Raw genomic sequence first — 19,617 nt, forward strand, 5'->3', positions numbered from 1 at the left:
TAAGTAGGGTTTGTACTAAAAATCTATTTTGATTTCCAGTATTTACGTAAATCCAGCGTATTCGGATACTCCGGATTAATTAATTCGATCGGCGTATCGCTTTTCATTTCTTTCTTCGTCTCAGCAATAAAACGTGACACCGCACCCGTCGATTTTTCCAGAATAGGCACTTCCTGCTTGGCAGATGGCGTATGCCCAAAACCTTGGAACAAGCTTATTTTGCGCGATTCTGCTTCAAAACTGTTCACCGGATAAGTGTCAAAAGCACGGCCTCCCGGATGTGAAACAAAGTAAGTGCAACCGCCCAATATACGGTTATTCCAGGTATCCACAATGTCAAAAACGAGCGGCGCATCGGCCCCGATCGTCGGGTGCAATGCCGATGGCGGGTTCCAGGCTTTATATCGAATTCCCGAAACAAACTCACCCTTAATCCCCGAACTGCGCAGCGGAACGCGGCAGCCATTGCAAACCAGAATGTGCCTTCCTTCTACAAATCCGCTCACTTTCACCTGCAAGCGTTCCAGCGAAGAGTCCACAAAACGGGCAGTGCCGCTGTTGGACAATTCTTCTCCCAAAACGTGCCAGGGCTCGATGCCCAGTCGCAGATCGAGCTGAATGTTGTCCACCGTAATGCCGCCGTAATGCGGAAAACGGAACTCAAAGAATGGGTCAAACCAGGAAATATCAAAGTTATAGCCCGCATCTTTCAAATCCTTTACCACATCCACCATATCCAGGTAAGCAAAATGCGGCAGCAGGAAACGGTCGTGAAGTTCCGTTCCCCAACGGATGAGCTTGTGCTTATATGGGTTTTTCCAAAACTTCGCAATCAATGCTCTTACAAGCAATGTTTGGACAAGATTCATATGCTTGTGCGGCGGCATATCGAATGCGCGGAATTCCAGAATCCCGAGTTGTCCCGTTGCGGAATCAGGTGAATAAAGCTTATCCATGCAGAATTCCGAACGGTGCGTATTGCCCGTAATGTCCACCAGCAAGTTCCTGAAAATGCGGTCAACCATCCAGAATGGCACTTCTTCTCCTTCGGGAATTTGTTCAAATGCAATTTCAACTTCATAAAGCTTCTCGTCCCGGCCTTCGTCAATGCGCGGCGCCTGGCTTGTAGGGCCAATGAATGGTCCTGCAAAAAGGTAACTTAATGCAGGGTGATGCTGCCAGTAAGTCAGCAAGCTCCTCAGCAGATCGGGCCGGCGCAGAATGGGGCTGTCGGCAGGTTTTGCACCGCCAATGGTCACGTGGTTACCGCCGCCGGTTCCGGTGTGGCGTCCGTCAACCATAAATTTATCTGTGCCTAATCTTGAAAAGAAGGCCTCTTCATACAGCGCACTCACATTATCAACGAGTTCCTGCCAGTTTTTGGCCGGGTGAATGTTCACTTCTATCACCCCGGGGTCAGGCGTAACAATCAGTTTTTGAACCCTTGCATCCGTTGGCGCAGCATAACCTTCGATCCGGACCGGCATTTTCAGCTTTTCCGCCGTGGCTTCTATGGACGCCATCAGGTCCAGATAATGTTCGAGATAATCCGTCGGAGGCAGATATACATAAATGATTCCCTCCCGTTCCTCAACACAAAGCGCCGTTTTGATAATCGGAAGCTCAAAAAGAAGTTTGTCTTCCGCCTCTTTTTCGGTTAATGGTCGCTTATCATCCTCCTCCTCTTCAAAAATAGCATTCACCGGCAGCTCATAAGGAGGCGCCACCGACCCATAACGCGACTCTACAACCGACTTGAAATCGATCAGCGGCGGCAAATCTTCAAACGGACTGCGTTCCACCGGCTGCTCGCGATGCGCTTTGGCAACTTCTGGCAAGGATTTCAGCGGCAAACGGAAACCGATCGCCGAATTTCCGGGCACAAGGAAACAATGGTTGCGCTTAAACTGCCAGGCTGAGCTCGACCAATGCTGTCCTTTCTCATTCCATTTGATAGGTAAAACAAAGCCAGCTGGGTTGTTAAGGCCTTTTTCAAGCAATTTTGCCAATGTCCTTCTTTCAATCGAATCTTTGAGGTTCACTTTCAAAGGGTCCACATTCACCGGCAATTTCCCCTCTTCCATCGCCCAGTAAATCGGGTCCTCGTAAGCTGGCGTAATGTTGTTGGTGTCTAAACCAAGATATTTTGTGAGTTCGGTTGTGAAGATTTCAGCTTCACGGAATGTGTATTTGGTCTGGCCTTCTTTGGTTACCAGATCATCATTACGCCACATCGGAACGCCGTCATTGCGCCAGTAAAGTGCATATTGCCATCTCGGAAACGGCTCGCCGGGATACCATTTGCCTTGACCAAAATGCAGCAATCCGCCATGCGCGAAGCGCTTTTTAAGCCTTAATGAAAGGTCATAGGCCAGTTGTCTTTTCAATGGTCCGTCCGCAGCCGTGTTCCATTCCGGAGATTCGAAATCGTCGATCGAAATGAATGTTGGCTCGCCACCCATCGTCAGGCGCACGTCACCTTCCTGCAAATCCTTTTCTACATCATGCCCCACTTGCATCACCGCTGCCCATTGTTCCTCTGTATAAGGCTTGGTAACACGCGGATCTTCGTGGATCCGGAAAACTTTGTTGTCAAATTCAAAAGTCACTTCGCAAATGTCCGTCGCACCCGAAACCGGCGCAGCACTCGCATAATCGGGCGTGCAGCAAAGCGGAATGTGGCCTTCGCTCGCAAAAAGTCCGGAAGTCGGGTCGAGGCCAATCCAGCCAGCACCAGGCACATAAGCCTCCGTCCACGCGTGCAGATCCGTAAAATCCTCTTCCGGGCCACTCGGACCGTCCAATGACTTAATGTCCGAAGTCAGCTGCACCAGATAACCCGAAACAAAACGAGACGCAATGCCCAAATGTCTCAGAATCTGGACCAGTAACCACGCCGAATCCCGGCAGGAGCCGCTTTGAATGTTCAATGTTTCTTCGCATGTCTGGACGCCCACTTCCATGCGAATGTTATAATGTATTGCGTTGTAAATCTGCTGATTAAGATGCACCAAAAAATCCACGATCTTGATATCACGGTTCACTTTCGCCTTCTCAACCCATTCCATCAGCGCCGGACTCGCCTCTCTCGGTTCGAGATAAGGACCAAGTTCCTTTTTTAATGTCGGCTCATAGGCAAACGGATACTTTTCCGCGTATTCTTCCACAAAAAAATCGAACGGATTGATCACCTGCATTTTGGCGATCACCTCCACTTCTACGCTTAATTCAGTCGTTTTTTCAGGAAAAACAACCCGCGCCTGATAATTGCCGAAGGGATCCTGCTGCCAGTTTATAAAATGATTTTCGGGGGTAATTTTTAATGAATAACCTTCTATGGCTGTCCGGGAATGCGGGGCAGGGCGAAGTCGGAAAATGTGCGGTGAAAGGGAAACGCTCCGGTCAAACTGGTATTTGGTTTTATGAGAAATAGCAACTTTTATAGCCATAATTGAAGTATTGCAATAGTGTTAGGTTAATTCGGCTCGCGAGAATGTATGTGCTTGTAAAAAAATGTATTATATCAATTTTTCAAAATATTAAGCAGGATAAAAATACATATGCAGAATATTATATTTCCACCACTCTGTATTTCAAAATTCCTGATTTAAGCCCTGCAATAACGGCATATGTTTTCTAACATGCCTCACGCGGGATTCATTCCGCCGGAAATTTTCGCTATTTGTTTTTCCAAAGCCGATAATTGTATAAAAGTTACGTAATTCGCTCAAAACCTTTTAATACAAATACATTATCCTTCAATGAAAATTGCAATCATCGGCTGCGGCAATATGGGAATGGCCTTCGCCCGCGCGTTCCTGAAATTTGATCTGGTAAAAAAGGAAGATTTTCTCCTGGTAGAGAAAAGTGAAGACCGCATGGAAAGCCTCAACAGCTTCCAGCCGGGCGTCATTACCGGCATTATTGGTCCGCAGATCGGTGAATATGATCTTATTATTTTATCTGTTAAACCGCAGGATTTCACTTCCGTTTCCGCGTCCCTGCGCGATGTGGTAAAGCCCAATCAGGTTGTGCTTTCTATTATGGCCGGTGTAACCATTGAAATTATACAAAATGCGCTCGACCATAAAGCAGTAATCCGCGCTATGCCCAACACGCCTGCCATGCTTGGAATGGGCATTACAGCCTATTCTGCGTCGCCGGAAGTAGACATTAATCAACTAAGGAAAATCGAAAACCTGATCAATGCGACGGGGCGTTCGGTGTTTTTGGAAGATGAAGACCAATTGAATGCGGTTACAGCATTAAGCGGCAGCGGACCAGCTTATTTCTTTTACGTGGTAAAAGCCATGATCGAAGCAGGCAAGCAAATGGGCTTTGAGGAGTCTGTGGCTGCATTATTGGTAAAACAAACCATGCTGGGATCGTTTCACCTGATCAACACCGCCGACAAATCGCTGGACGAGCTGATTAAAGCCGTCGCCTCCAAAGGCGGCACCACAGAAGCAGCATTAAGGCAATTCGAAGCCGGAAAACTGGACGAGACCTTGAAGAATGGCATCATAGCAGCACAAGTAAGGTCAACCGAACTGTCGAAAGGCTGATTACAAAGCGCATTTTCTTGCTAATTACGTCATAGTCTGCACGTTAACACAACATTAAAACATAACACTATGAGCGCAACACACAGACTTGAAACATTGGACATCGTACTAAACGGCCTGATGCGCCGCTACAAAGAGCGCGTTCCTGACGTGGGTGTAATCCTGAATGCAATGATGGCTAATGGCGTTGTCCCCAGCGCAGACAACATTGAAAATGACCACATTGCATTCCGCACGATGGGCGTCGCCAACCTCGGGGTGCAATCATTTGAAAAGATCTTCCTGCATTGTGGTTACGAAAAGCGCGATCATTATTTTTTCGAAGGGAAAAAGCTCGATGCATGGTGGTACAGCCCGCCCAGAGAAACTGATCCACGTATTTTTGTGAGTGAACTGCGGGTGAATGACCTGTCCGACGAAAGCCAGCGCATTTTAAGAAGTTATACCGATGAAGTTACCAGTGATCCTGTTGACGCATTGGATCTGGACAATGGCGCAGAAGTCGACGCATTTCTGCATCAGCCTTTGTGGCGCACGCCGACGGTGGCAGATTACAAATCCCTTTTGCTGGAAAGCGAATATGCTGCGTGGGTGATCTACAACCGATATTATCTCAACCACTTCACGATCAGCGTGCATAACCTGCCGGAAGGTTACAACACCGTGGCAGCATTCAATGAGTTTCTGGAAAAGAATGGCATTCGCTTAAACACTTCAGGAGGAAAAATAAAGATCAGTCCAGACGGCGGCCTGCTACAAAGTGCAACCATTGCCGAAATGATCAACGCGAAATTCGCCAACAACGAACACCTGGAAATTTCCGGCTCCTACGTAGAATTCGCCGAAAGAAAAATCCTCCCTCAATTCCAAAACATCCCCCCAGCCGAAATCACCAGAAAACACCGCCGAGACGGCTTCGAAGCCGCCAACGCCGATAAGATCTTTGAAAGTACATACACCACGCAGACTGGGAAGTGAGCTAAGCGTTGTCCCTCTTTGTATTACGGATAGTTAGCACCTTAACAAGCTCATCCGTAACCTGATAGTAGATGATTGTATGTTTGTTCAAAACGCATTCCCGTACCCCGGCTTTTGTGGTGGAAGCTCTGAACATGAGTGGCATTTCACTGATCAATTTAAGCTGATCGGTCAGCCTGATCAGGAAATCAATTTTTGCCTTTTCCGAGAAGTTTTCGGCTAGATAAGTTGAAATATCTTCTATATCCGCCCTCGCCCGATCAGATAACCTAACGTTCAATGCCATGCGAAGACTTCATATACTCAAAGAAATTAGCATCGCGACCAGCAGAAAAGTCGGCTATTCCCTCATTGATTGCAGATTTAGTCTTATCATCAACATTATGCCAAAAATCCTCCTGTGATTGCGCCTCCCGAGAAAGCAAAATCAGATAAGCCTGCAAAACAGTAGAATCCTCAATGCTATCAATCAGCGCATGCAGGCTGGTTTTAAGATCATTCTTGCTCATAGTTTGTGGTTTTATCTTACCAATTTACGGAATATCCTCTATTTAAAACCATCATTCATTCACTAAAAAATAAACAATCCGGCAAGCATTTCCTGTGCTTTTTTCATTCTTATCCCCAGCGATGGCGAGGTGGACTTTGTGTTTGCCGCTTTTTAGTTCGTCGTTTAGCATGAGATACCAGGGCAGGTGGAGTTGGTTGCTCCATGGGGTGAAGGTTTCGAGGGTTTTGGGCGGGTTGTTGTCGATGGTGTAGGTGACTTTTCCGGCGTCGGGGCCGGATATGATGGCTATGCCTATGCCGCGGCCTTGGAATTCAAAGTCGAGAGAGGCGTTGGGTTGTTCGCCTACGAGCATCGGGACATTGACGAAGCCGGGGCGGGTGGGCGTTTTGTCTGCGGGTTTCCAGTCGGAGACGAGCGTGAATCCTTTCAGGTTTTTGGCTTCTGCGACTTCGTGGTAACTTCCTTTTTCGTAGGAAAATTTGTCGAGAGGCGCGGGCAGTTTGACGGCGTTTGTCGCGGCGCTGCTGTCGGTTTTGATTAGTTCTTTGATGGTTTGGAAATACACTTCCTGGCCATAGGGCGAAGGATGGAGGTCTTTGAAATCGTATTTCCACGAAAATTCCCCTGCGGTGATCCGATCATAGACTTCCCTGGCGAGATTAATGTAAGCTGTGCCGTAATGTTTAGCAATGCGCTCATGAACAGCCACTTCTATGGGCTCCTTCCCTTTTTCATATTCCGCATTCTTTGTGGGCTCAGCGAAGGCCATTAATACAACATTAGCATTCGGATTTACAGCATATAAATGCCTTAAAATCCCTTCCAAGCCTCTTACCTGCGCTTTTTCGCTGAAACCATTGCCCCGGTCATTCACGGCCGATTCCAGGAAAAGCAAATCGGGCGTGCCTTTTGCCAGCACGTCGCGCTCGAAGCGGAACGCGTGCGGCGTGCTCCCGAGCGACGGGATGCCTGCCGCTATGAAAGTAAAGTCGGTGTCCGGAAAATGTTCTTGAAGATATTGAGCAGTTTTATCGCGCCAGCCAGGGTTATGCGTGATGGAACCGCCCAGAAATGCAACCGTTCCCTTTTTCTCTTTTCTGAATTTTTCAAACGCATTTCCCAAACCCTTATTAACCTGAATATAAGCCAGATGTGACAATGACTTTTGCACGGGAACGCTGTGCTGCTCAATGAAATTGGCAAAAAACTCGGGATGCTCGATGGGAAAATGATGCCCTTCCATTTCTTGCTCGCCGCGTGTCATCGGGTAAACGCTGATCGGGCCACCGAGCTGCATATAGCTTTTGACCAATAAATCACTGTTTTCCTCCGCCGGCACATGCTTGTCCTTTAATCCGATAACATGAATTATAGGCACTTTGAAAGCCGCCAAACCCGCCAGATCATTTAAAGGAATGTCTGTAAACTTCGTAGCTTCCTCTTCCGAAAGGTTAAACAGTTTCAGCCATGCAGCCCAATCCTTTTCCGATCCCGGCCCTTTCCCCTTTCCTCCCGGCCAGCTTTTAGGATCGCAAACGGGCGCTTCGGCATAAATGCAGCTTACTTTATCAGGATTTCGCTTGGCCCAGCCGTACACATACAAGCCTCCCCGGCTTACGCCTTCGAGTGCGACTTTGGGTGCAAACTGTTTTTCGTTTACCAAATAATCATAAAAAGCATCCCAAACCTGCATGGCCTTGGGATGGGCAAACATGTCGTTGGTGTTGATATAAGCAATGTGAAAGCCACGAGACAGCAGTATACTATCCATCTCCGTGTGCCAGGTGGGGAAATGTGCGCGCCACACCCAGGGGTTGCCGGCCGCGGCCTTCTGCGGTTTCACATACCAAGCATTCCTATTCTCAAAGGTGAATTCCACCTTCACAAATCCCTTCCAGAATGATGTCTTTTCATTGGACTGAGCTTGAATAACCGGCCCAGACATCACAAAAAGCACGAGAGTTATAAACGCTAATTTTCTCCTAATCATGGCAAACAAAGGAAAATGAAGACCGGATTTACCGGTGAATTTTCCGTATTGGTATGATATTTTAAGTGTTACAGCAAACTATAAACAAGACTTATGGATAAGATCGAGAAATATAAGACTATGGAGAAAGTCCTTCGTGAAATCGAGGATTTGAAAAACAGTGAGACTGCAGTGATCAAAAAAATAGGTCAGATCGAGACGGAGAACATGAATTTGAATGTTCAGGGTTTGGATAAAACACTAAATGAAATCTACGACGGTATTTATAAAAACCTTGAACTCGTAGAAGGTCTTCATACTTCTTTCACAGAAACGGTTTCTGACTTCAAAGAGAAGAATAATATAAGTGATGAGATGTTACTTGAATTTAGCGAGAATAATTAATTCGTTGCTAATCAATGAAAAAGGCTGCAAATGCAGCCTTTTTTTATGCCCCGGCGTCATCGGACGCACCTTGCGCCAGCGCGCTCCAATCCAGATTATCCCGCTTTTTGGCTAATGCAGAAATAAAACGGTTACGGATCAGATCCGCCATCGGCATAGGGACATGCACGTCCGAAGCGGTTTGTAATGTCAGGTTAATGTCTTTCAGGCCCAAAGCCAGCTTGAATGCAACCGGTTCGTAAACATTGTTGGCCACAAATTTCCCGTAATTCTGGAAAATCGGCGCGGCAAACAATGTTTGGGTTAGCATTTCGTAAATGCTTTGACGGGAAATTCCGTTTTTCTCAGCCATCGTAAATGCTTCGCCCATCATTTCCAAACTCGCTGCGATCATGAAATTTCCGGCCAGTTTGACCACATTCGCAGCGCCGGGATCTTCTCCAAAATCATAAATGCCTTTGACAAATCCCTGCAAAATAGGCTTCGCGATCTCCTTCGCTGCGGCTTTTCCGGAAATGGCAATGTTGCCTACTCCGGCAATCACTGCTTCCGGTCTGGCAAAAATGGGCGCGGCAATATAAGTTGCTTCGTACCAGTCGTGTATCTGGCTCATTTGGCGGGAAGTTTCGGGCGAAATGGTGCTCATGGAAATGTGAATACCGCCTTTTCCCAACTTTTCGACCAATTCCATGTTGAAAATTTCCTCGACGACTGAATCATCTGCAAGCACCGAAATCACGATCCCGCCCGTTTCAATGGCGTCGATCGCATTTTCAGCGACTTTCGCCCCTATTGTGACCAACGGATCTGCTTTTGAAGCAGTTCTGTTCCAAACGGTTAGCTCGTAGCCGGCCTTAATGAGACTTTCTGCGATGGGTGTTCCCAGGTTACCCAAACCTATAAATGCTATTTTCTGAGACATAATAATGGACGTTTTTTAATTAAACCTGCATCACACCCACATTAAAAGGTTTCTCGATGGGAGCCTGATCTGCGGCTGCAATGCCTATGGAGATAATTTTCCGGGTTTCCACCGGATCAATGATGCCGTCGACCCATAACCGTGCCGCGGCGTAATAAGGAGATAATTCCTGGTTGTAGCGATCTGTGATTTCGTCGAGCAATGCTTTTTCGGCTTCGGGCGTAATGGTTTCGCCTTTTGCTTTTAATGTTGCTGTTTGCACTTGCAGCAGCGTTTTGGCTGCGGTTGCGCCGCTCATCACCGCCATTTGAGCCGTGGGCCATGCGAAGATCAACCGCGGATCATAGGCCTTTCCGCACATGGCATAATTGCCTGCGCCATAAGAATTCCCTACGATGAATGTGAATTTAGGCACCACAGAATTGGCGACTGCATTCACCATTTTAGCGCCGTCCTTAATGATCCCACCCTGCTCGGCACGGCTTCCTACCATGAAGCCAGTTACGTCGTGGAAGAAGATGAGCGGGATTTTTTTCTGGTTGCAATTCATGATAAACCGCGCTGCCTTATCAGCAGATTCACCATAAATCACGCCGCCCATCTGCATTTCGCCTTTGCCTGATTTCACCATTTTGCGCTGATTCGCCACGATTCCCACAGCCCAGCCATCCACGCGGGCATAAGCACAAATCAATGTTTTGCCGTAATCGGGCTTGTGTTCGTCGAGTTCCGAGTCGTCCACAATGCATTCCAAAATGTGGCGCATGTCGTAGGGTTTGAGCCGGTCGGTGGGAAGCAATGTGTAAATTTCTTCGGGATTGCGTTTGGGTTGCATCGTTGGTTTTTTGTCAAAACCTGCGGAAGCGGGCCTTCCTATTTTGTCAATGTGGCGCTTAATAGCGTCCAGACAGGATTTATCATCGGGAAACTTGTTGTCGGTGACGCCGGAAATTTCGCAATGCATGGATGCGCCACCCAATGATTCGGAATCCACATCTTCGCCTATGGAGGATTTGACCAGATAAGGACCCGCCAGATAAACCGAACCTGTGCCTTCGACAATGAATGCTTCGTCGGACATGATCGGTAGATAAGCCCCGCCAGCCACGCAACTGCCCATAATAGCCGAAATCTGAACGATTCCCATCGCTGACATTTGCGCATTATTCCTGAAAATCCTTCCAAAATGCTCCTTATCAGCAAAAACCTCGGCTTGCATAGGCAGATAAACGCCCGCGCTATCCACGAGATAAATGACCGGCAGGCGGTTTTCCATCGCAATTTCCTGCGCACGAAGATTCTTTTTGGCCGCAATAGGAAACCATGCGCCTGCTTTTACCGTGGCATCATTAGCCACGATCATACATTGTTTTCCCGAAACATAACCAATTCCAGCAACCACGCCACCGGACGGGCAACCGCCTTCATCCGCATACATGCCATCCGCAGTGAATGCACCGATTTCCAGAAAATAAGAATCCGTATCGACCAGGTAAGCAATGCGTTCGCGCGCTGTGAGCTTGCCTTTTTTATGCTGGGCCTCGATTTTCTTCTGACCGCCGCCGAGTTTTACCTGCTCGAATTTTTCTTGAAGAACCTGGATCAAATGGGGAAGACTTTCTTGACTGGTCATATTGATGAAGTAATGTAATGCGCCGCTGGCCGGAAGGTCAGGTTTATTTTCAAAAATAAAAAGTCGTTTACCCGTAAGCAAACGACTTTAATTTTATTTGAAAATGCCTGAAACTGAAATGTCTATTTGATGACCGTGGTCGTGTCGAGCGGGGATTCGGACGGGCCTTTGTCTTTTTTACCAAAAACGGAAATGTTAATGTAACGCTTCGGATGTTCGCGGAGGTTGGTCAACAGCTTGTTGAGGCTTACCATCGTGCGGTCAATGTTATTGTAAAGCGTTCCGTCCTTAATGAGCTTTCCGGCAGTGCCTTTGCCCGATTCCACGCTTGCCAGCAAGGTATGCAGTTCGCCAATGGTCTTATTTGCGTTCTGCACCGTTTCGCCCAGCCGCAAAGCATTAAGCGAGTCTGCTAATGTGCCTGTTTTGGCCAAAAGAGGCTTCAATTCCTTTTCTGTTTCGACGAGGGAAGTGGAAAGTTTGTTCAGATTGGAGGTCAGGGCGACCAGATTAGCGCGGTTTTCATTCAGTAACCCCTGCAAATTCGTCCCAGTCTGGTTGTAGTTCTTCAAAACCTGGTTCAAGATCAAACCGGTTTCTTTAAACCCCATTACCACTACATCCAGGTTCTTAATGAGCGAATCGGCGTGATTTACGAGCGGTAATGCCTGCTGCTGCAAAACGGCGGAAATGCCCGCTTCCTTTCGCGAAACCAACGTATCACCATCCTGCAAAGCCGGGCCGGTCCCCATGGCGAGATTAACGACTTTTCCGCCCAGTAAACCGCCATCGGCGAGGATTGCAGCCGTTCCAGCAGGAATAACAATACTTTTCTGCACATCGATGCTTACCAGCAACCGGTTCTTTTGATTTTGCAATAACCTGATTTCCTGCACACGGCCCACATTCAAACCATTCAGCAGCACCGGATTGGAGGCTGTCAGACCGTCAATGTTGTCGTAAACCACGTAGTACTGATGTGTTCTGGAAAAAACGTCGGAGCCTTTTAGGATGTGAAAGCCGAAATATAACATGACAATGGCGAAAACGGCCATTATCCCAACTTTTGCTTCTCTTGATATTTTCATGGGCTAATGTATTGAACTCGAAATATAAGATATCGCCGTATTTACCGGTCCATATCTTTCTTGTATGCCATAAACGCCTGATGAATGGATTCAGCCACTTCTTTCTGGCCTTCTTCTGAACCCAGATATTCCTCTTCATCCGGCGTGGATAAAAAGCCTGTTTCGATTAAAACACTGGGCATAGCGCATCTCCATAACACTAAAAACCCGGCTTGTTTTACACCGCGGCTGTCGCGATCGGACACAGATTGAAATTTCTTTTCAATCAGATCTGCGAGGCGAAGGCTGCTGGAAATAAATGCACTCTGGTAGTTGGCGAGCATGATGTGCGCCAATGGTGAGTTTGGATCGAAGCCCTTGTATTTTTGCTTATAGTTCGTTTCCTGCAAGATAACCGAGTTTTCACGCTTCGCAACGTCCAGGTTTCCTTGTGTTTTGTGCAAACCCATCACGAATGTTTCCGTTCCTCTCACGGACCGGGAGCTCGGTGTTGCATTGCAATGGACCGAAATAAAAAGGTCGGCATTGTTGCGGTTTGCAAAAGCAGAGCGCTCACCTAATTCAATAAAAACGTCAGTTGATCTGGTATATAGTACTTTTACTTCCGGAGTTTCTTCTTTGATCTTTCGCCCGAGTTCAAGTGCAACTGCCAGTGCTACGTCTTTTTCTTTGGTAACACGTCCGCGCGTCCCGGGATCTTTACCGCCATGGCCTGCGTCGATGACCACCGTTTTTACTTTGCTGGATCTGGCCGGTGCGGCATCATCTTGAATTACAAAAGCGAGGCTTACAAAAAGGACACTTACTACAATTACTAATTTAAGAACTTTTAACATTATTTTTTAATTAGGGCGTTACTCGTTAGAGGTTTCTCTGCTAATTTTGAAATTCGTTATGCAAAAATACGCTATTTGTTAGAACTGAAAAGAAAGGCGATTATTATATCGTCAGTAGTGGCAGCGTTTCTTATATTCAGCACAGTCGCCTGTGTACAGCAACGCACTAAGAGAACCGGGAAAAATCAGGGTAAGCCGAACGTCACAACTTCTGCCAAACAGACAGCGGACTCTCTCCTTGCTGTAAAAAAACAAGCTGGCATCGACACAACCGTTGCCGGGAAGAATGCTGCGTCCGTTAATGGTGCAATTGCACGGGGCGATACTTCCCTCACTAACAAAGGATTAACAGATTCCACTGCCGTAGACTCTTTATCAAATCCGGACGATCTTCAAAACACTGTTAAATATACGTCAGAGGATTCAACGATCACGGATGCGGTTTTAAAGCAGGTCCATTTATATGGAAATGCAGAAGTAACTTACGGGACCATTAACCTGAAAGCCAGTTATATACGGCTCAACTGGATCACCAATGAAGTTTACGCCGTTGGAACCCCCGATCCTGCCGACTCTACTTCAAAGAAAACGATCGGCGATCCCATATTTCAGGATGGGCCGGAGACTTATAATACCAAAGAGATCCGGTATAATTTCAAAACAAAAAAGGCCTTGATTCAGGGCATTGTAACGCAGGAAGGGGATGGGAACATTCGTGGTGAAAAGGTAAAAAAGGATGCGGAAGGCAATTTTTACATTCGCCATTCCATGTATACGACCTGTAATCTGACACATCCGCATTACTACATCAATGCGCCGAAGATAAAAATGGTGAATAAAAAACAGGTTATTTCCGGGCCATTCAACCTGGTAATCAGCGATGTTCCGTTGCCTATTGCGCTTCCTTTCGGGTTTTTCCCTTTTCCAAAAAAGAAAGAAAACGGAACTTCCGGGATCCTTTTCCCTACGTATGGTGAGGAGCCTAACGGACGCGGGTTTTACCTGCGGGAAGGTGGTTATTACTTTGCAATCAGTGAATACATCAATGCATCCGTAACTGGGCAGATTTACTCAACCGGAAGCTGGGGTTTGGGCGTGGCTTCCACGTATTCCAGGCGTTACCAGTACAATGGTAATTTCGCATTGCGGTTCAATAAAAATAAGTCGAGTGACGAGGTGGACAGGGATCTTGGCCGCGGACAAACCAATGATTTCAGCATTATATGGTCGCATGCGCCGAGGCCGCGCGGGAATTCGCAGTTTTCTGCAAATGTGAATGTGAGCAGCAACAGCTACAACCAGTTACAGGAATTTGAAACCAATAAATACATTTCCAATGTCGCAAGTTCGTCTGTTCAGTATAACCGTACTTTCGGGCAGTTCATGCGCGCTGCGGCGAGTTTGCGTGTAAACCAGAATTTCGGGCAAATTGATCCTGCTGACGGAAGAAAGAAAAATGGTAAGACCAACGTTTCGACCGATTTCAGCTTTGGCGTAAACCAGATTGCGCCTTTCGCATTAAAAGGCGGGCGGGGACGCTGGTATGAAAGCTTCCGTCTGGGACTCGATTTCAGTGGTAACTACGCATTGACCAACTCGCTGACTGCGATAGATACTTCTTCATCAAGCTTGGGCTTCTCGATCATTAACAACGTTGATCCGACACGCGCTAACAAAACCAAAGTAGTTGAATTTAATCTTAATAACCTTCCCCAAATGTTGAAGGATGCGCAGTTCACGGGCCGTTACAGCCTGCCGATTTCGCTTCCTAACTTTAAAGTTTTGCGATTCGTGAATGTTACGCCGAGCCTTTCCCTGCAAGGTGAAGTTTTTACCAAACAATACGCTTACTCGGTTGAGAAAAACCAGGTCCGCATTGATACATTAAGGCAGGCCGGAACGGAATATTCTTACAACTTCGGTGCGGGTGTCAATACGCGTTTTTACGGAACATTCTTCGTTAAAGGCAAGCGTCTGGAAGCAATCCGCCACACGGTTATCCCTTCATTATCATTCACTTACACGCCGGATTTCACGGGTGATGCTTTTGGTTTTTATCAAAAAGTAAACATTAAAAACCGCGGCCTGGACCGGGAATACTCATTATCCAGGTTCAGGGGTGTGGGAACAGGCGTGAGCAACGGGCAGGCTTCGAGTGTCGTTTCTTTTAGTTTGAACAACTCATTTGAAATGAAACTCAAAACAAAAAGCGACACGGCTGCGCAACAGTTTGAAAAAGTGTCGTTGCTGGATAACCTGAGTTTGGGGGGAAATTACAACCTGCTGGCCGATTCGCTGAACCTGTCCAACATTACGGTGAACGCCAATGCAAGAATTGGTAAAAACCTGAACTTGAACTTCAATATGAACCTGGATCCTTACGCATATGAGGCGAATCCACGGGTGTTGAGCAATCAGGTGGGAACGAGGGTGAATAAATATGCCGTTACGCAAGGTCAGGGATTGGCGAACCTGCAAAACCTGGGCTTTACATTGGGGACCAGTTTTGCACCGAAAAGCTCTGACAAAACAAAACCTGTGGTGCCACCAGCGAACGGAAACCCGACCGTTACTGAGGAGCAGCGTGAGTTTATCGCCCAAAACCCGGAACTCTATGTAGATTTCAATATTCCCTGGAATGTGTCGCTGAACTATAACTTCGGCCTCACCAAGCCCGGACTTTCCAGAGCGCAACTCATTCAGGCCGTTCAGGTTACGGGGGACCTCAGTTTGTCTAAAAACTTCAAAGTCAGTGTAAATACGGGCTTCGACTTCACTGCATTTGAGCCTACAATCACGTCCTTAACCCTTTACCGCGACCTGCATTGCTGGGATATGAGTTTCAGCTGGACGCCGTTTGCGGGAAGTGCTTCACGTGTAAGCAATTACAACTTCACATTGAAAGTAAAATCCAGCATTCTGCAGGATTTGAAAGTGACCCGCCGCCGTTCGTTCTACGACAGGTCTGCTTACTAGCATGAGGGGTTCACATTGAGCTCAGGCCACTAACACAACATTCATTTAAAGCAAAAAAAATGGCAGCCCTCCCCGGACTGCCATTTTAATTAAATAACCGTTAACGGTTATTTTGAAGATTTTGCTGCTGCTTTCGGAACAACTTCACCATTCAGGTATAATGTAATCGAACCTCCTTCGGTGTTGCTGAAAACAGTTACAGGCTTATTAAACGGACCTGCTGCGGCTGCGTTGAATGTAGCTTTTACAGAACCTGTTTTACCTGGAAGCACGGGGTCTTTTGACCAAACCGGCGTTGTACATCCGCAAGATACGGTTACGTTAGAAAGTACAACCGGATCGGAACCTGTGTTAGTAAATACAAACTCGTGTGTTACAGGCGTTCCTTGTGGCACTTTACCAAATTTGTGCGTTTCTTCTTTGAATTTCAACACACCTTTTTGCGCAAAACTAACGGTGGACAAGCCTACCAATAAAACCAGCGCGGAAAAAAATACTTTCATGATACTAACTATACATTTAGTGGTGAAAAAAGTAACTAGCAAACAAGATTAAGTTATAAAACTTAAATTTAATAATCATTAACCAATATTAACAATGCGGCCGAAAGTTATACGCGCTGCTGCGGTCTTTATTATTTTCCTGCATAATTTTGGCTTGCATTCAAAAAAACGTAATTTAACTACGGATTAATTCCAAGTAAATTTTGCTTATGCTTCAAAATGATAGTTTGACCGGTTCCAGTGTGTTGAGTAAGGAAAGTATCACCAAAGACTATCGCCTTGCGTGCGAAAGTCGTCAGGTGAGTTTGCTGGGAAGGAAGGACACAATGGGTGGACGTTCGAAATTTGGCATTTTTGGAGATGGTAAGGAAGTAGCTCAGATCGCATTATCGAGGGCCTTTCAGCTGGGTGACTTTCGCTCGGGATACTACCGCGACCAGACCATTGAGGCGGCGCTTGGCAACATTACATGGCAACAGTTTTTCGCACAAATGTACGCCCACGCCGATCTCGAACACGAGCCTAGCACCGGCGGGAGGTCCATGAACGGCCATTTTTCTACGCGGTGGCTGGACGAAGAAGGCCAGTGGCTGGACCAGACAAAACTCTATAATTCAGTTTGCGATATTTCTTCAACGGCAGGCCAGATTCCACGCGCTGTGGGGCTTGCATACGCTTCAAAATTATTCAGGAACAATAAAGACCTGCACGATCTGACCAACTTTACACGTCAGGGAAATGAAATTGTTTTCGCAACGATCGGTGACGCTTCAACTTCTCAGGGCATGTTCCTGGAAGCAATGAATGCGGCCGGTGTTTTGCAAATTCCATTGCTGACTTCGGTTTGGGATGATGGTTATGGCATCTCAGTTCCTGTTGAATATCAAACTACAAAGTCCAGCATTTCCAAAGCGCTGGCAGGTTTGCAGCGCAATGAGGAAGAGCCGGGATTGGAAATATTTACTGTAAAAGGCTGGGATTATCCGGCCATTATCGAGACATACCAGCGGGCCGCAGCGCTTTGCAGGGCAGAGCAGGTTCCTGTTTTAGTCCATGTTACCGAGCTCACCCAACCACAGGGACATTCCACTTCGGGCTCTCACGAGAGATACAAATCCAAGCAGCGCCTGAAATGGGAAAATGACCAGGATTGCAATGTGATATTCAGGAACTGGATCCTGCAAAATGGTTATGCAACGGACGAGGAACTGGAACAGATAGAAATTGAGGCCAAGGAAACTGCTCATAGCGCCCGTAACCAAGCCTGGCAGGCTTACCGCAAGGAACTGGATAAAGAATATCTCGAAACGATCCAGCTCCTGCAGGATGCCATGCGTTCAAGCGCACATGCCAATGAGCTGAGTAATATAGTCCTGGAACTCTCCAAAACATATTTACCAGTAAGACGGGATATGGTTTCCAGCATTCGAAAAGCATTGCGGTTGCTCGGCAGAGAAGATAATCCGTCGAAAGATGCGCTCAAAGCCTCCCTTCAAAATAGCCTGAAAGACAATGCACAGCGTTTCAGCACCCATCTTTACAGCGATTCTGCCGACTCGCCGTTAAATGTCCCCCCGGTAAAACCCGAATTCTCGGAAGAAAGCCCGACCGTTGATGGCCGTGAGGTCATTCGTTCTTATTTCAATGCGCTTTTCGAAAGAGATCCGCGCGTGGTGACATTGGGTGAAGACGTCGGTTTCATTGGAGATGTAAACCAGGGGTTAGCCGGCTTGCAGGAAAAATTCGGTGAATTAAGGATTACCGACACGGGAATCCGGGAAACAACGATCGTAGGCCAGGGAATTGGCATCGCCATGCGCGGATTGAGGCCGATTGTCGAAATTCAATACTTTGACTACATCTATTACGCGCTAGCAACGCTCACAGACGATCTGGCAACGTTGCGTTACCGAACAGCTGGCGGTCAAAAAGCACCGTTGATCGTTCGTACGCGCGGGCACAGGCTCGAAGGGATCTGGCACTCGGGCTCGCCGATGGGCACCATGCTGAGCAGCCTCCGCGGAATTCATGTTATTGTGCCAAGAAATTTTGTGCAAGCGGCTGGATTTTATAATACATTAATCAAAGGCGACGACCCGGCGCTGATCGTTGAACCACTGAATTCTTACCGCCAAAAAGAAATTCTTCCAGATAATATAGGCGAAATCTGCGTCCCATTGGGCGAACCTGAAATAATTCGTGAAGGAAATGACATTACCATTGTGACCTATGGCTCAATGTGCCGTATAGTAATGGAAGCCGCTGCTCAATTGCAAAAATCAGGCATTGAAGCAGAGGTTATTGATGTGCAGACTTTGTTGCCTTTTGACATTCACAGCCGCATTGGAGAATCGGTCAAAAAAACCAACAGGGTTATTTTCGCTGACGAAGATTTGCCGGGGAGCGCTTCTGCTTATATGATGCAGCAAGTGGTTGAGAAGCAAAATGTTTATCGCTGGCTGGATTCTGCACCCATAACCGTTTCGGCGAAAGATCACCGTCCTCCATATGGATCGGATGGGGATTATTTCTCTAAACCAAATGCAGATGACATCTTTGAAGCAGCTTATCGGATCATGCAGGAAGCCAACCCGGAACATTACCCGGAGCTTTTCTAACGCGTTTAATGCTGCCTACCTCAAAATAGGAAAAAGACTTTCAGATATATTTTTAGCGGCGACCGGACTAATCATCCTGTCGCCGCTTTTTTTTATAATCTCTCTTTTCCTTTGGTTGGAAACCAAAGGCAATGTTCTCTTTTGTCAGTTGAGGCCTGGATTGTATGGGAAGATTTTCACTATATACAAATTCCGGACATTAACCGACGTTCAAAGCACTTTATATCAGCCAAATGCTCCGCCGTCTATCTCACGATTCGGCAAATTTCTTCGCAGATCTTCATTAGACGAAATCCCCCAACTCTGGAATGTTTTAAAAGGGGATATGAGCCTGGTAGGCCCGAGACCATTACTCCCGGAATATCTTGAAATCTACAACGCTGAGCAATGCAGGCGTCACGACGTTTTGCCCGGCTTAACCGGCTGGGCGCAGGTGAACGGGCGCACTGCGATCAGTTGGGAAAAGAAATTTGAACTCGATGTCTGGTATGTTGAGAACCGTTCCTTCTTGCTGGATATGAAGATTTTGTATTTGACCTGCTCAACAATTTTCAAAAATCAAACAGAACACTCATCAGCACCATTTAAAACATTCAAAGGCTAAAATTTCAAC

Annotated in this window: 15 protein-coding genes; 6 read left to right on the forward strand and 9 right to left on the reverse strand. The window is 46.9% G+C overall.

Annotated elements, in window-relative coordinates; translation table 11 throughout:
- Positions 1-23 precede the first annotated feature (23 nt).
- A complete protein-coding gene (locus LZG74_RS24135) occupies positions 24-3,449 on the reverse strand; it encodes a DUF2126 domain-containing protein (RefSeq protein ID WP_233799039.1) in 3,426 nt (1,141 codons plus the stop codon).
- 312 nt (positions 3,450-3,761) lie between these two features.
- Between LZG74_RS24135 and proC the strand changes: the two genes are divergently transcribed.
- The gene (gene proC / locus LZG74_RS24140) at positions 3,762-4,565 is read left to right on the forward strand and encodes a pyrroline-5-carboxylate reductase (RefSeq protein WP_026631723.1); all 804 of its coding nucleotides are present in this window, start codon (positions 3,762-3,764) and stop codon (positions 4,563-4,565) included.
- Between the two features lie 69 nt (positions 4,566-4,634).
- Positions 4,635-5,543, forward strand: coding sequence for a DUF1338 domain-containing protein (locus LZG74_RS24145; RefSeq protein ID WP_233799040.1), 909 nt, complete (start codon positions 4,635-4,637; stop codon positions 5,541-5,543).
- A gap of 1 nt (position 5,544) precedes the next feature.
- On the opposite strand, the gene LZG74_RS24150 is transcribed toward LZG74_RS24145, so the two are convergent.
- From LZG74_RS24150 to LZG74_RS24160, 3 genes are read right to left on the reverse strand one after another with little or no spacing between them, the layout of a single operon-like run.
- The gene (locus tag LZG74_RS24150) at positions 5,545-5,829 is read right to left on the reverse strand and encodes a type II toxin-antitoxin system RelE/ParE family toxin (protein ID WP_233799041.1); all 285 of its coding nucleotides are present in this window, start codon (positions 5,827-5,829) and stop codon (positions 5,545-5,547) included.
- Entirely contained in the window at positions 5,813-6,052 is a 240-nt protein-coding gene (locus LZG74_RS24155) for a hypothetical protein (protein WP_233799042.1), read from the reverse strand. Before LZG74_RS24155 ends, LZG74_RS24150 begins: the two co-directional genes overlap by 17 nt.
- A gap of 51 nt (positions 6,053-6,103) precedes the next feature.
- On the reverse strand, positions 6,104-8,044 hold the full coding sequence (locus tag LZG74_RS24160) for an SGNH/GDSL hydrolase family protein (protein WP_233799043.1): 1,941 nt from the start codon (positions 8,042-8,044) through the stop codon (positions 6,104-6,106).
- Positions 8,045-8,137: 93 nt separating this feature from the next.
- Between LZG74_RS24160 and LZG74_RS24165 the strand changes: the two genes are divergently transcribed.
- Positions 8,138-8,428, forward strand: a complete 291-nt coding sequence (locus tag LZG74_RS24165) for a hypothetical protein (protein WP_233799044.1) — start codon at positions 8,138-8,140, stop codon at positions 8,426-8,428.
- 43 nt (positions 8,429-8,471) lie between these two features.
- Here LZG74_RS24165 and LZG74_RS24170 read toward each other — a convergent pair whose 3' ends face one another.
- The 4 genes from LZG74_RS24170 to LZG74_RS24185 form a co-directional block, all read right to left on the reverse strand.
- Positions 8,472-9,350, reverse strand: coding sequence for an NAD(P)-dependent oxidoreductase (locus tag LZG74_RS24170; protein ID WP_233799045.1), 879 nt, complete (start codon positions 9,348-9,350; stop codon positions 8,472-8,474).
- Between the two features lie 19 nt (positions 9,351-9,369).
- Positions 9,370-10,983, reverse strand: coding sequence for an acyl-CoA carboxylase subunit beta (locus LZG74_RS24175; RefSeq protein WP_233799208.1), 1,614 nt, complete (start codon positions 10,981-10,983; stop codon positions 9,370-9,372).
- A 122-nt stretch (positions 10,984-11,105) separates the two neighbouring features.
- Positions 11,106-12,071 carry an MlaD family protein gene (locus LZG74_RS24180; RefSeq protein ID WP_233799046.1) on the reverse strand — a complete coding sequence of 322 codons (966 nt, stop codon included), beginning with the start codon at positions 12,069-12,071 and terminating at the stop codon, positions 11,106-11,108.
- Positions 12,072-12,112: 41 nt separating this feature from the next.
- On the reverse strand, positions 12,113-12,907 hold the full coding sequence (locus LZG74_RS24185; RefSeq protein WP_026632835.1) for an N-acetylmuramoyl-L-alanine amidase: 795 nt from the start codon (positions 12,905-12,907) through the stop codon (positions 12,113-12,115).
- A gap of 117 nt (positions 12,908-13,024) precedes the next feature.
- Between LZG74_RS24185 and LZG74_RS24190 the strand changes: the two genes are divergently transcribed.
- On the forward strand, positions 13,025-15,883 hold the full coding sequence (locus LZG74_RS24190) for a putative LPS assembly protein LptD (RefSeq protein WP_233799047.1): 2,859 nt from the start codon (positions 13,025-13,027) through the stop codon (positions 15,881-15,883).
- A 107-nt stretch (positions 15,884-15,990) separates the two neighbouring features.
- On the opposite strand, the gene LZG74_RS24195 is transcribed toward LZG74_RS24190, so the two are convergent.
- The gene (locus tag LZG74_RS24195; protein ID WP_026632059.1) at positions 15,991-16,386 is read right to left on the reverse strand and encodes a DUF1573 domain-containing protein; all 396 of its coding nucleotides are present in this window, start codon (positions 16,384-16,386) and stop codon (positions 15,991-15,993) included.
- Between the two features lie 209 nt (positions 16,387-16,595).
- Between LZG74_RS24195 and LZG74_RS24200 the strand changes: the two genes are divergently transcribed.
- Both LZG74_RS24200 and LZG74_RS24205 read left to right on the forward strand, forming a co-directional pair.
- A complete protein-coding gene (locus LZG74_RS24200; RefSeq protein ID WP_233799048.1) occupies positions 16,596-19,004 on the forward strand; it encodes a thiamine pyrophosphate-dependent enzyme in 2,409 nt (802 codons plus the stop codon).
- Positions 18,934-19,608: a sugar transferase gene (locus tag LZG74_RS24205; RefSeq protein ID WP_255699651.1), complete on the forward strand. Its 675-nt coding sequence runs from the start codon at positions 18,934-18,936 to the stop codon at positions 19,606-19,608. Before LZG74_RS24200 ends, LZG74_RS24205 begins: the two co-directional genes overlap by 71 nt.
- Positions 19,609-19,617 lie beyond the last annotated feature (9 nt).

Origin of the sequence: Dyadobacter sp. CY327 (genome assembly GCF_021390415.1) — a bacterium.
GTDB lineage: Bacteria > Bacteroidota > Bacteroidia > Cytophagales > Spirosomataceae > Dyadobacter > Dyadobacter chenhuakuii.